Genomic DNA, 16,172 nt, shown 5'->3' on the forward strand with positions numbered 1-16,172 from the left:
GTCTTTAAAACCGGCTTCGTCCATCAGAAAGCACAGAACAGGGGAATACGGTGGTAAAAAAATGAAAAATATATTGATTGTTGAGGATGATAAAGCGCTGGCTGAAGGAATTGTCCTTGTGTTGCAGCAGGACGGCTTTGTATTCCGTTGCTGTCACAGCGCTAAGGAAGCGCGTAAAATGCTGGAAACGGAGTCCTTTGATCTGGTTCTTCTGGATATTAATCTGCCTGATGGAAGCGGCCTTGATATCTGCCGCCGGCTCAGAAAAGAAGGAAGAAATGATCCTGTTATTTTTTTAACAGCCCTGGATACGGAGCTTCATGAGGTCACGGGCTTCCAGGCAGGAGCGGATGATTATATCACCAAGCCCTTTTCCCTTGCGGTATTGAGGGAGCGGGTTATGGCTGCTTTGCGGAGGGCGGAAAGATACCAGTCCGCTGAAGACAGCGTTACGCTTCTGAAGGAAGGGCCTTTTACGGCAGACCTAGAGAAACAGAGCTTTTACCGGGGGGATGAGGAGGTTTTGCTGAGCAAAACGGAGCAGAAGCTGCTGATTACCCTGATGAGAAATAAAAACATGGTTCTGGGCAGAGAAACCCTGATGGAAAAGGTATGGGGAAACGACGGTGATTTTGTAGACGAAAATGCGCTGTCCGTATCCATAAAAAGGCTGCGGGACAAGCTGGAGGAGGATCCCAGGAACCCCCGTTATATTCAGACGGTTTATGGGATCGGATACCGCTTCCAGGCAGACTGAGGAGGAACGGCATGTCATTTCTTTTAAATAGTCCTTATATAACCTGTATTTTAGGGGTGTTCCTGATCATAACGGTAATTCTCCTGATCTTTTCTGTATATCTTATCCTTTATGTTATCAGGGAATATAAGAAGCTGGAACAGATGATAGACAGCGCCATAGACGGTAATTTTCAGGAAGAAAGCTTTGATGAGCAGAGATTATCAAGGCTGCAGAATAAAATGTATCAATTTATATCCTCCAGCTTTCTTGGCAGAAAGAAGGTGGAGGAAGACAAGGGAAAAATAGAAGAGCTGATCAGCAACATTTCCCATCAGACAAAAACGCCGATTACAACCATCAAGCTGTATTCCGGCCTGTTGGCGGAATGTGACCTGGAGGAAAAAGAAAAGCATCTGGTTAACCAGATTGTGGATCAAAATGACAGGATGGCCTTTCTGATAGAAAACCTGGTTAAAATGTCCCGTCTGGAAAACGGCATTGTGGCAGTGCATCCGCAGATGCAGGATATTGCCCTGCTGATGGAAAGCCTGGAAGGTAGCTATGGCAATAGGACCGGGAAAAAGATCATATTTGATCCCGGTTATAAGGAAGCCGGAAGCGTAGAGGCATTTTATGATTTGAAATGGACGGTGGAGGCCATTTCAAATATCATAGAGAATGCGCTGAAATATACGGATGAAAACGGTGTTATCCAAATTTCCGTAAAGCCCTACAGCAGCTTTACGGCGGTATTGGTTCAGGATAATGGAATCGGGATTGCGGAGGAAGAGCAGGCGGCAGTTTTCCAGCGGTTCTACCGTTCGGAGAGGGTAAACGGCATGAAGGGCATCGGCCTGGGGCTGTACCTGGCAAGGGAGATCATTGCCAGGCAGGGAGGCTATATCAGCCTCAAATCAGAACCCGGGAAAGGCTCTTTATTTCAGGTCTTCCTGGCGGAAAAACAGTGATCCTGTAAAACGGGATGAAGAACAAGCTTTGCTGATACGGGCGGGAACGGCCCTGTGTGTTCCGGAGACAGAATTCCGGAATGCATGGGGCTTTTTTAGATTCTGTTAAGAATTGAAGACAATTCTTTCAAAAGTGTCATAATTTCTTTCCGGCAGGAAAGATGATGGAAAGATTTGTTGTGTATAGTTGTCTTAGATAAAAGAAAAGACAGCGATATGGAGAGGAGTTTTATTATGAGTATTTTGAAAACAGTAGAACTGAAAAAATATTATGGTTCCAGTGAAAATGAGGTGCATGCTTTAAACGGCGTAAACTTCTCGGTGGAGGAAGGCGAGTTTGTTTCAATCGTGGGAACCTCCGGAAGCGGGAAATCAACGCTCCTTCATATGCTGGGCGGACTGGATCGTCCCACTTCCGGTAAGGTATTCGTGGATGGCAAGGATATCTTCAGCCTGAAGGATGAGGAGCTGACCATTTTCAGAAGAAGAAAAATAGGCTTTGTGTTCCAGAGCTATAATCTGGTGCCGGTGCTGAATGTATATGAAAATATCGTCCTTCCCATAGAACTGGACGGCAATAAGGTGGATAAGGGCTACGTAAAAGAGCTTATCAATACGCTTGGAATCAAGGAAAAGCTTGATAACCTGCCCAACCAGCTTTCCGGCGGACAGCAGCAGAGGGTCGCAATTGCCAGGGCGCTTGCTGCAAAGCCCGCCATCGTTCTTGCAGATGAGCCTACCGGAAATCTGGATTCCAGAACGAGCCAGGATGTACTGGGGCTTTTAAAGGTGACCGGGGATAAATTCGGCCAGACCATCGTAATGATCACTCACAATCCGGAGCTGGCGCAGCTTGCGGACAGGATCGTCAGAATTGAAGACGGCCTGATTCAGGGCAGGAAGGGAGAGGAAGCAGATGCTTAAGGTAAAAAACAAAAAATGTATTAACCGTCTGTCCGACAAAGCCTTTCAGGCAAACAAAACCCGCAATTTTATCGCAGTCATTGCCATTGCCCTGACGACGATTCTTTTTACAACTCTTTTCACCATAGGGAGCGGCGCTATTGAATCCTTCCAGTATAATACCATGCTTCAGGCAGGATCCATGTCCCATGGTACTATTAAATTCGCACCTCAGGATTTGTTGGAGAAATTAAAAGCGGATCCTCTGATTGAGGAAGCGGGCTACAGGCAGGTATTGGCTGATTCCGTAGATAATCCGGAGTTTCTAAAGCGTCGTGTGGAGATGTATTATGAGGATCCGACAGCGGCCAGACTCGGTTTTATCAGTTTAAAAGAAGGAAAATTACCGGAAGCAGAGAATGAAATCGCTATGGATACGGAGTCTCTCCGGCTGCTGGGGGTACCGGCAAAGCTGGGGGAGAAGGTGACACTTCTTATTACGGTGAAGGGGGAACAGGTAGAAAGGGAATTTGTGCTGAGCGGTTATTGGGAACCGGAAAAGTCAGCCATGAATGTGGGATTTGCACTCTGTTCCAAGGCATATACGGATAAATATGCGGAGGAACTGGCCTACACCTATAAAGAAAACTGGTATATGTCTGGTTCTGTCATGTATGAGATCATGTTTAAGAATACCTCCAATATGACGGAGAAGCTGCAGACCGTAGTGGAGAATCTGGGTTATTCCCTGGATGAAAAGGATGACAACTATTTGGGATGCAATGTGAACTGGGCTTATATGTCCAATAATATAGGGCAGGATCCCACTACGGTTTTAGCGATTGCGGCAGCTCTGGGCCTGATTATCCTTACCGGATATCTGATCATTTATAATATTTTCCAGATTTCTGTTATCAGGGATATCCGGTTTTACGGGCTTTTGAAAACAATTGGCACCACGGGACGGCAGATACGCAAAATTATAAACAGACAGGGAATGCGTCTGTCGGTTTATGGGATTCCTGCAGGGCTTATTATTGGATTTTTTATCGGAAAGGGAATTGTGCCGCTGATTATTGATATGAGCAGTTATCAGGAAGGTGTGGTGAATACATCACTTAATCCGTTTATTTTTATAGGAGCGGCGCTGTTTTCTCTTTTTACGGTCTATATCAGCACCAGAAAACCTGGCAAAGTTGCAGCATCCATTTCACCGGTGGAGGCGGTAAAGTATACCGATATATCCGCAGATGTCAAAAAGAAAAGAAAAAAATCCACGGATGGCGGTAAATTATATAAGATGGCTCTTTCCAATCTGGGAAGAAACAGAAAGAGGACGGTGCTTGTTATTATTTCTCTTTCCCTCAGCATCATTTTGCTTAACAGCGTGGTGACCCTTACAGAGAGCTTTGATCTGGATAAATATCTGGCTACCTTTGTGGATACGGATTTTCTGACCGCAAATGCGCGGTATTTCAACAATGAGTATCATTCCCCGGATGAGAGGATTTCCGAGAGCTTTATCAGTGAAATTGAAAAGCAGTCCGGCTTTGAAGAAGGGGGAAGAATATTTATCAGCCTGAACGGTACGGTAATTATGCCGGATCCCAGTCCGATTCACTACGATGAGGACGGAATTATCGTGGACAAAAATGAAAATTATGTTAATGTAGATGAAAATATGAATCCCTATTGTACGATGTATGGACTGGAGGAGCTTCCCCTTTCCAGAATTGAAATTGTGGCAGGGGAGAAGGATCCCCAGGTCCTGAAGGAGATGCTGGATACGGGAAATTACATCATTGAAGGGCTTGAAACCGATGATTATAAAAAAGTTTATGAGAATTGCATTCAGTATTCTATTGGCGATAAGCTGAAGCTGCGTATGCCCGGGGGCGAGGAAAAGGAAGTTGAAGTAATTGCCCAGATTAAAATCGAGTATTATACGAACAGCGTCCGCTATTCCGGCGATAATTATGTATTTTATACAAGCATTGCCGGATACGAAAAGCTGGGCGGCAATATGGACAGCGTCATGAGCTATGGGTTCCAGTGTGAGGACAGCAGAGAAGTGGAAATGCAGCAGTTCCTGCAGAATTATACGGACAATATAGAGCCGCAGATGTCCTTTGAATCAAAAGTAAAGTATGTGAAGAATTTTGAAAACCTGAAAGGCACATTCACAATGGTCGGCAGTGTCCTTGCACTGATTATTGGAATCATCGGCATACTGAACTTTGTGAATGCCTGTATTACAAGCATCATTACAAGGAAAAAGGAATTTGCCGCCTTAAAGGCAATCGGTATGACAGAGCGGCAGATCAGGAGAATGGTATGCATGGAAGGCGGATATTATGCGGCAGGCGTGATTCTGTTCAGCCTTGTATTGGGAACCTTGTTTTCTTATGTAGTTATCGGCAACTTTGTAATTTTCTGGTTTACCTCTTACCGGTTCATTATTTGGCCGATGATGATGGTTCTGCCTTTTATGGTGGTTATCGGAGTTGTGGTGCCTTATATTACAATTAAAGTGACGGATAAAGAAAGCGTAGTAGAAATGCTTCGTGAAGAATAAAGGAAGCGGCCTCTCGGACTGAAGGGCCTTTTCCCATTCCTCCGGCTGTATGGCAGCGTCCCTGACTGTTTTCTTTACGGCCGGGACGCTGCCGTAAAGCTGCCGCTAATTCCTTTTATATGTTATGTTTAGAGCCGGCTGTCCTCGTCAATTGCACATAAAATATCATTCTCAATGTCTTCCACCCATTCTGTTGGAACATTGTCGTATGTCAGTAAACAGAGCATGGCGCTTATATCACACAAATGCGCCAGCGTGAGCCAGTTGGACGGTAATGGTGATGCTGAAACCGAATTATATCCCTGCGCAAAGGCATCATAAATATGCCTGTTGATAAGAGCCTCCACATCGTCGTCTTTTCTCCTGAAAAAATGTCCTATGTCGTGGTATATACTGCCGGAATAAGTAAACTCAAAATCTATGAAAGATACCTTCCCATCGGATATCATAATATTTGCATACCCTAAATCTCCATGGCACAGGACGCTTTTTGCTTCTATGCTGTCGAACAAATCCGGATTTTCTTTTATAAACCCACACAGACTATCAATCGTTTCCGGCCTGAGATATTCCGAAGGTTTCCCGTTTAATAAATGCAATATTTTATCACGTGTGCGTGGAAGCTCCTGCAACAGGTTCAATTTTCCGTCCAGCAATGCGTCGTGTGCGTAACTTCTTTCATGTATCATCGCACATATCCTGCCGATTTCATATGCCATTTCCGGCGGGTATTTCAGGTTAGACCGCACATGATTTATGAAGGTTACGCCATCAAGGAACTCCATAATAGCGTAAGCGAATGGGAAACGCTGCTTGCTTCCGTCATAAAATAACAACGCAGGTACGTTAATTTTATTTTTCAAATAGGATAATGCAGCCGTCTCAATCTTGTCGGTAGTCTTGGAATAAATTTTTAAAAAATATTTGCCGGAGTTTGTTGTGACAATATAGCCGGAATTGCTCATGCTGTCTTTCATAAGTGAAAAATCAAGTATGGTCAGTGTGCTGTCAAACGGGGCTAAAAGTGAGGCAATTTCTGTTTCATCAGTTATTATAAAATCGTTTATTCTGTGCATTTTTACCTCCCGGGATACACAAATTGAAGTCAAACCTGGACGCTGTATTGATGATTAAGTTATAACATATTTTTATTCGCAATTCCACTTTATTTCGAAAACTTCACCTGGATAGCCATTTGAAAAAACAAAGAAAATTTTGGCGGTGAATAGCAAGGGATTGGAGAATAGCAGAAATCGGGCCGTGGGATATTCTGGTAGAATGAGACAGGGGGGTATGTTATACTGTAAATAAATATAGGGGAATGTGCTGATTTTGGGGCGGAGGAGGATGTTTGGGGATGCGTGATGAGGGGAAGGGTAAGAGGAAGGCTTCGAAGTCTTTTGCCAGGCGGATCATTAAGGTCTGGGTTTTTGGGATGCTGGTTCCTCTTCTTGTGGTGGAGGTTTTGATTCTGCTGCAGTTTTACAGGATCAACCATAATGATGTGGATGAGGAAATTAATAACAACCTTAATAAGGTGTCAAGTGATATGAAGGATCTTATGAACAGTATGAATTCTGTTTCCTGGCTGCTGGAGGCTGATGGTACTGTGGGTAAGAATCTTCATTTGTATTTTGATGAGGAGGATACGATTAAAAAGGGGGATCTGCTGATTTATCTGAGGGAGCAGATCGCCAATTATGAGATCGCCAATCCATCCATAGGAAATCTTACGTATATTGTTGTCCCTAAGGATGGGAAAGCGCCTGTCAAAATAAACCAGACTTCACTGGCAAACGGGGAGCTTCCGGGGGATGAGTATTTTCTCTGCCAGTGGCAGAAAATGAACTTCTACGGGCCGCATGAGTCAAAGTCAAAGGTGGCCTCTTATCCTTGTCTTTCGCTTCTGCGTACTTATAAAGTGGAGCAGGAGTACGGAGATATCTATATTTATCTGGAATCCGGGTACAAGTATCTTCAAAAGCTGATGCCGGGCAGTGTGATGGGCATGGATACCGTTTTTCTGATTGAATCGGCGGAAGGGCGTACCATGTATTGCTCAGATGAAAACCTGGTCCCTCTTTTTTCGGATCTTCAGTCCTGTAAAAAAGAGCTTTCAGAAAATTCCCGCCGTTATAAAACCTATGAACGGACGGAGGAAGGGGGCTGGAAAATCCATCTGTGGGTTCCCGTAAAGGAATATTACAGACAGATTTACGGAATGGCGCTGAATTTGAGCGTTGTCACTCTTCTGGCGGTTTTTGCCTGTATTCTGGCCTCGGTCCTGCAGTGGAGGAGTATTTATACTCCTTTTACAAAGTTTGAAAAGAGGCTTCAGCTGATCGCATCGGACAATGACGTGGAAACCAAGGTGGAGCAGATGAATATCCAGGAGTTTGATGATAATTTTGCTTTGCTTGATAAGATGAAAAGCAACATCCTTCTTCTTTTGAACCGGGTGCAGGAGGAGGAGAAAAAGAGATCAGAGCTGGAGATCAGGGTGATGCTGGGGAAGATAAACCCTCATTTCCTTTACAACACGCTGGATACGCTGAAATGGTATGCTGTGGGGAAAAAGGATAAGGAGATGGTTCATTTTATTACGGCCCTGAATAAGCTGCTTTTATATAATATGTCAAAAACGAGGGAAACCACCCTGAAAAGTGAGCTGGAGGCAGTCAGCGCCTATATTGTGCTTCAGCAGCTGAAGTATGATATCAGATTCCATATGGATACGGGGAAGCATCCGGAAATTCTGGAAGCGGATATGCCGCGTTTTGTTCTGCAGCCCATTGTGGAAAATGCTATCCTGCACAGCGGACTGAACCAGGGGGATATCTGGATAGAGGTGGAGCTGCTTGCCAATGGAAAAATTGCGGTTCTGGTAAAAAATGACGGGACGCCGATAAATCCGGAAAAGATTAAGGAGGTTCTCGTTCAGAAGAATGATATCTCTTCCAATGGAATCGGCCTGCAGTATGTGGCGCGTATGCTGGAAAACCGGTTTGGGGACGGATTTGAGCTGCGGGCGGAACGGACAGAGGACGGGGTGAATGTGGTTGAAATCCAAATTCCGTTTGAGGCGGCAAAGATAGGCGCAGGCCCGGACAGGCCTGAGAGGGGGAGTCAGTAAAATGATTAAGGTATTTGTAGTGGATGATGAAAAACTGGTCCGCCGGGGTATTATCGGGCTGATCGACTGGGAAAGGTTCGGTATGGAGATTGTGGGTGATTCGGGAAGCGGGGAGGAAACAGTGGAATTTCTGAAGCGGGAAGAGGTGGATCTTCTTTTTTCGGATCTTGAAATGCCGGGGCTTTCCGGGATTCCTTTTCTTCAGGAGGTGAAGCGGGTACGTCCGAAAATCCAGATCGTAGTCCTCACCATGCACCAGGAATTTGAGTTGATTCAGCAGGCCGTGAGAATCGGGATCCTGGATTATATCACAAAGGCGCAGATAGAGGAGGAGAACGTGGATGCCCTGATGAACGGGATCAAAATACGTTATCAGGAGACGATGCGGCATACGCAGCTTGGCAAAAGAAATGTGCTTTATAATGAGGTTTATGTCTGGGAGACGGAGGAAAAGGAGCAGGGAGCGGAGGCTGTTAAGCTTCTGGAAAATAATAATATTCCCTTTGAGTTTTTAAGCGAGACTCATCTTCTTTTTTCCGGGGAATGCAATATCATCCGGCTGAAATCCCTGATAGAGGATTTTGGGGCGGACAGATGCTCGCTCCTGGAGATCAAACAGGTAAAAGGGGTACCCTATGATCAGCTGGAGGATATGATGAAAACGGTAGTGAAGGGAAAGCTGTTTGAAGATCGAAGACCCTCCTGCTTTAGCTATGCATATCTGTATCCGGAGCTTCTAAAGGAGCTGCCCGGGGCTTCCAGGAAGGAAATTCTGGATTTGAGTCTTCGTATGGAGTTTATGCTGCATGAGGAATGCTATGAAGCGGGAATGGCCAAAATCCGTCACGCAGCGCTTTCCAGGGAAGAAAGGACGGCTGTTTTTTATCAGTTCAGCCTGTACTGGTCGGAGTTTTCCGGAAAGGATTTTACCAGGTATTTTGAGGAGGTGGGAGGCTTTAGGTGGTGGTATCAGTGGCGGGAATGGTTTGACGAAGTACGGGGCCTGGTGCTGAAAAAGATTGGGGAAGGCGATGAGGAAATCGGTACGATGGAGGCCATACATAAGGCCATGAATTATATCAGGGAGCATATGGACAGGGAGATTACGCTGGAGGAGCTTCTCCGCCTGACCGGTATGAGCAAAAGCCATTTTTCCAAGAATTTTAAGAAGGTTACAGGAAAGACCTTTGTGACTTATCTGAATGATATGCGTATTGAATCGGCAAAAAAATACCTGGTGGAGACAAAACAGCCTGTTTATTGGATTGCGAGCCAGGTTGGCTATATGGATGAACATTATTTCCGAAGGATTTTCAGGGAAAGAACGGGAGAAAACCCAAAACAGTACCGTGAAAATAACTAAAAAGTAAATGAAATAATTAATAAAACAGTAAAACTACACAATTGTATTGCGAAAAGGGGATAATTGTATTTGAAAAAAATAAAAAATACAATTATCCCGTTTTTATGTACAAAAGAACCTTAAAATATTAATAAAAATAGATATAATAAACAGTAAATAAACGATCACAATAAGGGGGATAAAGTATGAAGAAGAAATTGATTGCAGTACTTCTTTCAGCAGCCATGATAACCGGATGCCTTGCCGGATGCGGAGACAGTAAGACTGCATCATCAGGCGGCAGCGCTTCGTCCGGCAGTGATGCCGCAGGTACCGAGGCAGCAGCTGATGCAAATGACACAACGGCAGCAGAAAAATCCGGTGAGTCGGCAAAAAGCGCGGAGGAGCTTCTGCTGGAGCCTTATGACGAACCGGTGGACATCCATATCGTACTTCAGTACAGGGAATCCGAGGATCCCAACACTCCTTCAGATTGTACGCCTGAGACATCAACTGCGGTAAAGCTTCTGAAGGAAGAAATGAATATTAACCTGATATATGACTGGATTGTAAATGCGGATCAGTACGAAGAGAAGTTCGGCGCCGAGCTGGCGGCAGGAAATCTCCCGGATGTATTTATGGTAAATCCCAATGATTTTGAAGATCTGGCAAGCCAGGGCGGCCTTGCGGATCTGACCGAGTATTATGAGAAGTACCGTTGTGATGATTTGGACAACATTTTCAACTATGACGGAAATTTCATCAATGTAGCGAAAAAAGACGGAAAAATCTACGGACTGCCTATGGGCACGGATCCGGCGCAGATGACCTCCCAGATGATTTATAATATGACGCAGCTGGAAAGCGTAGGGATTACCTCACCTGACCAGCTTCCCAAAACAATCGAGGAGTTCGAGGCTCTGTGTGATAAGCTGATGGAGGTTGATTATAACGGCGACGGCAAGATCGGCGGCCCCGTAATCCCTGCCTGCAAGAATTACATGGATGCACAGCTTGCGGATTTCCAGCCCTTCTTCCACGCTTATGAGACATGGGCGGACGGCTGGTATGATAAAGACGGGACACTGCAGTATGCAGGTATTGACGAGGGGATCAAGACCACTCTGACCAAGCTGAACGAGTGGTATAACAAGGGATATTTCCAGAAGGATTTTGCCGCATATGATATCTGGGCGGCGGATTCTCCGATAGTAAATGATATTGTAGCCGGAAAATATGCAATCGTTCCCGCATCCTGGTGGGTTCCCAACTGGCCGCTGAATACCAATAAGGTAGAGCATCCTGAATCCAACTGGGTGATTGGGCCCAACCTTTCTCCTGACGGAAACCAGCCTGCAATCATGGTTGACCGTTATCCGGTAAACAACTTTGTAGTGGTTGGACGTGACTGTAAGAATCCGGAAGCCGTATTCAAAATGATGTACTGGTCCTTACAGTATACACTTGAAAACAGCAACCCTGAAAGACAGAACGCAATGACAGACGAAGAAAAAACAGAGTGGTACAGCTACGTTTATACATGGCTTCCTTACCGTATCTATTCTCCTACCTGCTTAAGAACCAACTTTGAGGTTATCAACAAGCTGGCAGAGGAAGGAAAGACAGAGATCACGGAAGCGGATGCAGCAAGAAATAATGAATTCTGGGGTTCCTGGGCTTCTTATCTGAATTATAAGGAAAACCCGGACGACGGAGTAGCCTGGGGTACCTATTTCAGCCGGCTTGCTCCCGACGGAGGCGTTGCCAACATGATTCATACCATTGAAACAGCAGACATTATTTATGATGAGGTTTATGTAACCACACCTGCAATGGTATCCAGAAAGGCCGAGCTTGATAAATTGCGCAACAACACCTTCTTAAGCATGGTTATGGGTGAGACGCCAATCTCCGACTTTGATAAGTTCGTTGAGCAGTGGAAAGCACAGGGCGGCGATGAAATTGCAAAAGAAGTCAATGAATGGTATCAGAATAACAAATAAATTTTAAAATGCAGCCATCATAAGGAATTGTGCCATATTTTACATGTAAAATATGGCATTTTCCTTATCGGCTTGGAGAGGAGTAAGAGTCCATGGCACAGCAGAAAACGGAATTAAAAGAGAAAAAGAAAAAAAAGAGCCTGTACAGGACCAGAGAGCTTCATGTCATGCTGATACCGGCGGTGCTGTTTACCACTGTTTTTGCATATCTGCCGATCTTTGGCCTGGTTATGGCATTTCAGGATTTTAAGCCCCTGATGGGCTTTCGGGAGTCACCCTTTGTGGGCCTGAAGCAGTTCCAGTATATTTTTACCATGCCCAGCTTCCGGACGGCTTTTGTAAACACGATGATCATTTCTTTCTTTAAAATCGTATTAAGCATACTGGTGCCTCTGATACTGTCGCTGATGCTGAATGAGGTAACGAAAAGCTGGTTTAAGCGTTCCGTGCAGACAATCGTATTCATTCCCTATTTCTTTTCCTGGGCGATACTTGCAGGAATGATACTTGAAATTTTTGCCTATGACGGCATTATCAACAACACAATGATGCATCTGTTCGGCATGGATCCCACGGCCTTCCTGGTTAGCAACAAGTACTTCAGGACGATTATTATCGGTTCGGATGTATGGAAGGGAATGGGATATAATACGGTGCTGCTGCTGGCGGCTATCACCAATGTGGATCCCACGCTTTATGAGGCTGCCCAGGTAGACGGCGCAGGGCGTTGGAAACAGGTGCTTCATGTAACGCTTCCAAGCATACTTCCCATGGTGGCGGTACTTACCGTCCTTGGGCTGGGGAATATCCTGAATGCGGGATTTGAGCAGATTTTGATCATGTATAACCCTACCGTTGAGAGGACAGTGGATATTCTGGATACCCTGGTATACAGGCTCGGTATGACGAGCCACCAGTATTCGGCCGCTGCGGCTATGGGATTGTTTAAATCGGTAATTTCGCTGATCTTTGTGGGAACCAGTTATCTGATTCTCTATAAAAAGAGCGATTACCGCGTATTTTAAAGGGGGTGCAAGATGAAAATCAAACGTTCCGGTTCTTATTTTGTTTATCAGGTGTTTAATACGGTTGTGCTGACGCTTGTGGCGCTGACCTGTATTTTCCCGATTCTGCATGTCCTTGCCATGTCCCTGAGCAGCAGCAATGCAGCTATGGCGGGGCGCGTGACCTTTGTTCCGGTGGAATTTTCCCTTTCCGCTTATGAATATCTGATGAAAAAGAAGGATTTCTTCCATTCTGTGGGAATAGCAGGCGGTAGGGTGGTAATAGGTACAGCGCTGAATATGATTCTGATCATACTGACGGCTTACCCGCTTTCCCGTTCCCCGATTCATTTCAGGGGACGTACCTGGTATATGGTTTACTTTGCCATAACCATGTTCCTGGGCGGCGGCCTGATCCCTACCTACATGATCATTAAAAACCTGCATCTTCTGGACAGCTTCTGGGTGCTGATCCTTCCCTGCGCCATGAATATCTGGAATGTGATCATCATGATGAACTTTATCAGGGGGCTGCCGAGAGCGGTGGAGGAGGCGGCCTTTGTGGACGGGGCCAATCACTGGCAGACGCTGTTTCAGGTGATTCTGCCCATGTCCAAACCGTCTCTGGCTTCTTTGCTGCTGTTTTCCATGATCGGGCACTGGAATGCATGGTTCGACGGTATGTTCTATATGAACAACCCGAATAATTATCCCATGGCAACCTATCTGGCAACGCAGATTATCAACAATAACCAGACGATGACGAATATGACGCCGGAACAGCTTGCCCTGCTGTCCAGCCTGAGTGAAAAAACGGTAAGAAGCGCACAGCTGTTTATTTCGATTATTCCTATTTTGGTGGTTTATCCATTTTTACAGAAGTTCTTTGTAAAGGGCATCACAGTTGGGTCTGTGAAGGAGTAGTGATGAAAAGTAACAGTTCAGGTATCGGGTCTGTTACGAAAGGAAAGAGAGGGGCTTTTAATGAGTTTTACTGAGGTTAAGAAGGTGAATGGAAGTCCGGCTTTGGTGATTGACGGCAGGGCTTATCCGCCGATGGCTATGACTACTCGCTTTCATAAGGCTGAATATATTAAGCGGCTGGGGGAGTCGGGGCTGAAGGTTTTCTTTTTGATGACGAATACGGACTGGCTGAGGCCGGGGCGGGATTTTGTGGATGAGTCCGGAATAAAGCAGCATGAGGACAGCGGGATGGAGGCGTTTGTGAAGAACGCCCGGACGCTTCTTAATGAAGTACCGGATGCTTATATTATCGTGAGAATCGGGCTGCATCCTCCGGTTGACTGGATGGAGGAGAATAAGGAGGAGCTGATTACTTATCAGGATGGAAGCCATGAGCCTGCAATCCTGGCTTCTGAGGTGCATCGGGATGAGATTCCCGGGATGTATTCGTTTGCTTCCGAAAAATGGAGGGAGGCGGCGGGAAAAGCGCTGAAGGAGTTTTGTGATAAGGTGGATTCCCTTCCGTTCGCGGACAGGGTGATCGGATATTTTCTGGCGGCAGGGGGAACCTCGGAGTGGTATCCGGTAAATGTGCTTTGTGACAGAACGAAAAATAAGTATGGGGATTTTTTCCCTGCCTTTGTGAGGTTTTACGGGGAGTTCCTGAAGAAGAGGTATGGGTCGGAGGAAAAGCTGAAAAAGGCCTGGAAGAGGGAGGATGCTTCTTTTGATAAGCCGGTGATTCCCAATGTGCAGGAGCAGTATTTTATTTTTATGGAAGAGGGCATCATGGATGCCATGAAGTATTATGAGAGCGCGGACCGTATTATTGGAAAGAATATTGATATGGACGCGGAGAAGGCCGCCAATCTTGGGGTGTTCCTGAATATGGAGGATTACAGGTATGTGGCTGACTTTTATGATGCTTTCCATGAGGTTACGGCGGATGCGATCATTTATTTTGCCAGGCTTTTGAAGGAGCGGTATGCGGGGAAAATCGTAGGGGCGTTTTATGGTTCTTATGGGTGTACGGATTTCTTTAACAGCAGCACGGCCACTTCCACGCTTCCGATACTCGACTGCGGGTACGTGGATTTCCTGGCGGCGCCGGGAGTTTATAATAACAGGGAGCCGGGCGGCAATGTGGCGCAGCGTGAAATGCAGGATTCCTTCAGGCTCCGCGGGCAGATGTTTGTGGCGGAGGAGGACAGCAGGACGCATCTGGAGGACAGCTTTTACCGGGATGCCATGGGGCTGTATGATGTGAGGGACAGTATTGTTACCCTGAAGAGGGATTTTGCACGGGTGCTGTGCGAGGATATTTATGCATGGTGGTTTGATCAGCATGCGGAAGGCGGGCGTTATCAGCATGAGGAGATTTATAAGCTGTTTCGCAGGCAGGAGGAAATCGCGCGTTTTGCCTATGGGCTGGACAGAAATAAAGAAAATGAAATTGCCCTGATTTATGATCAGGAGAGCTGCCATACGGTTTCCATGTATACGAATACGCTGATGCTGGATTATTACAGAACCTCCGATTTGGCAAGGATCGGCGCTCCGGTGGATTATTATTTCCATAATGACTGTATCAGGGACGATATGCCGGATTATAAGCTATATGTGATGATGAATGTTTTCCGGCTGACGGATGAGGAAAGAGAAGCAATTATCCGGAAGGCCAGGAAAAATCATGCGGTAGTGCTTTGGCTGTATGCGCCGGGCTTCATTAACCCGGATGCAGAAGCTGTGATGTGCAATGAAAATATAGAGCAGCTGACCGGGTTTAAGACGGGGCGGATTGATCATACATGTTCGCCCAGGTTTAAGATAAGCAGGCTGGATCATCCGGCGGTGCGGTACGCGGTGGAGGATCGCAGGTATGGCTATATTGACAGGGATGTGCATTCCAATGTATGGCTGGAAAATGTAATTCTGCCTGCCTATATGAATCCTGGTTTTTATATTGATGATCCGGAGGCGGAGATTCTGGGCACTTATTGTGAGCTGGGACTTCCTGCTTATGGGTTGAAGGAGATGGACGGCTGGACGAGTGTGTACTGCGCGCCCCAGATTATGCGGTCTGAGCTGCTGGCTTCCCTGGCGGAGTATGCCGGATGCCATCTTTACAATAAGGATGATGATGTGCTTTATGCCAATAAGAATTTTGTGATGGTCCATGCCTCTTATAAGGGAAAGCATACGGTTTATTTCAAAAAGGAATGCAGCCCCTTTGAGGTGTATGAGAAGAGGTATTACGGACATAATGTGACAAAGCTGGAGGTTGAGATGCGTATGGGGGATACGCTGATGTTTTCACTGAATGGGGAGTGCTGAGAGTTTTCCTTGAATGGGGAAATCTGAGAGTTTTGGCAAAGGTTTAGCTGATGGGAAACGTGCGCTGGCTGGCGTATGTATGGTATGAGGCCCTGTACTGTTTGGATTGACGGTATAGGGCTTCTTATTTTTGTTGGGGGCGGGATGGTTGGAAATGATTTTTGAAAAGGCAGTAATAAGTGCCTGCTGATTAAGCTTAAATTTCCTG

12 protein-coding genes are annotated in these 16,172 nt (G+C 45.8%); 10 read left to right on the top strand and 2 right to left on the bottom strand.

Annotated elements, in window-relative coordinates; all coding sequences use genetic code 11:
• Nucleotides 1-61: 61 nt before the first annotated feature.
• The 4 genes from HMPREF1548_RS04175 to HMPREF1548_RS04190 all read left to right on the top strand — a co-directional run bounded on the left by HMPREF1548_RS04175 (nt 62) and on the right by HMPREF1548_RS04190 (nt 5,185).
• Entirely contained in the window at nt 62-757 is a 696-nt protein-coding gene (locus HMPREF1548_RS04175; RefSeq protein ID WP_021634528.1) for a response regulator transcription factor, read from the top strand.
• An 11-nt stretch (nt 758-768) separates the two neighbouring features.
• On the top strand, nt 769-1,707 hold the full coding sequence (locus tag HMPREF1548_RS04180; protein WP_021634529.1) for a sensor histidine kinase: 939 nt from the start codon (nt 769-771) through the stop codon (nt 1,705-1,707).
• 234 nt (nt 1,708-1,941) lie between these two features.
• Nucleotides 1,942-2,631 (top strand): ABC transporter ATP-binding protein, encoded by a 690-nt coding sequence (locus HMPREF1548_RS04185; RefSeq protein ID WP_025487951.1) that lies wholly within the window; start codon nt 1,942-1,944, stop codon nt 2,629-2,631.
• On the top strand, nt 2,624-5,185 hold the full coding sequence (locus tag HMPREF1548_RS04190) for an ABC transporter permease (protein ID WP_021634531.1): 2,562 nt from the start codon (nt 2,624-2,626) through the stop codon (nt 5,183-5,185). The genes HMPREF1548_RS04185 and HMPREF1548_RS04190 overlap by 8 nt, the downstream gene beginning before the upstream one ends.
• 128 nt (nt 5,186-5,313) lie before the next feature.
• Here the strand turns inward: HMPREF1548_RS04190 and HMPREF1548_RS04195 are convergent, their stop codons facing one another.
• Nucleotides 5,314-6,261 carry an aminoglycoside phosphotransferase family protein gene (locus tag HMPREF1548_RS04195; RefSeq protein WP_021634532.1) on the bottom strand — a complete coding sequence of 316 codons (948 nt, stop codon included), beginning with the start codon at nt 6,259-6,261 and terminating at the stop codon, nt 5,314-5,316.
• Between the two features lie 281 nt (nt 6,262-6,542).
• Between HMPREF1548_RS04195 and HMPREF1548_RS04200 the strand changes: the two genes are divergently transcribed.
• The 6 genes from HMPREF1548_RS04200 to HMPREF1548_RS04225 all read left to right on the top strand — a co-directional run bounded on the left by HMPREF1548_RS04200 (nt 6,543) and on the right by HMPREF1548_RS04225 (nt 15,964).
• Entirely contained in the window at nt 6,543-8,318 is a 1,776-nt protein-coding gene (locus tag HMPREF1548_RS04200) for a sensor histidine kinase (protein WP_021634533.1), read from the top strand.
• 1 nt (nt 8,319) lies between these two features.
• Complete coding sequence (locus HMPREF1548_RS04205) at nt 8,320-9,681, top strand: response regulator transcription factor (protein ID WP_021634534.1); 1,362 nt, start codon at nt 8,320-8,322, stop codon at nt 9,679-9,681.
• Between the two features lie 185 nt (nt 9,682-9,866).
• Complete coding sequence (locus HMPREF1548_RS04210) at nt 9,867-11,663, top strand: extracellular solute-binding protein (protein WP_021634535.1); 1,797 nt, start codon at nt 9,867-9,869, stop codon at nt 11,661-11,663.
• 92 nt (nt 11,664-11,755) lie between these two features.
• The gene (locus HMPREF1548_RS04215; protein ID WP_021634536.1) at nt 11,756-12,688 is read left to right on the top strand and encodes an ABC transporter permease; all 933 of its coding nucleotides are present in this window, start codon (nt 11,756-11,758) and stop codon (nt 12,686-12,688) included.
• A gap of 12 nt (nt 12,689-12,700) precedes the next feature.
• Nucleotides 12,701-13,591: a carbohydrate ABC transporter permease gene (locus HMPREF1548_RS04220; RefSeq protein WP_021634537.1), complete on the top strand. Its 891-nt coding sequence runs from the start codon at nt 12,701-12,703 to the stop codon at nt 13,589-13,591.
• Nucleotides 13,592-13,651: 60 nt separating this feature from the next.
• Complete coding sequence (locus HMPREF1548_RS04225; protein ID WP_021634538.1) at nt 13,652-15,964, top strand: hypothetical protein; 2,313 nt, start codon at nt 13,652-13,654, stop codon at nt 15,962-15,964.
• Here the strand turns inward: HMPREF1548_RS04225 and HMPREF1548_RS30205 are convergent.
• Nucleotides 15,944-16,172 (bottom strand): hypothetical protein (locus tag HMPREF1548_RS30205; protein ID WP_207644058.1); only part of this gene is annotated, 229 nt, incomplete at its 5' end. The genes HMPREF1548_RS04225 and HMPREF1548_RS30205 overlap by 21 nt on opposite strands.

Origin of the sequence: Clostridium sp. KLE 1755 (assembly GCF_000466465.2) — a bacterium.
GTDB lineage: Bacteria > Bacillota > Clostridia > Lachnospirales > Lachnospiraceae > Eisenbergiella > Eisenbergiella porci.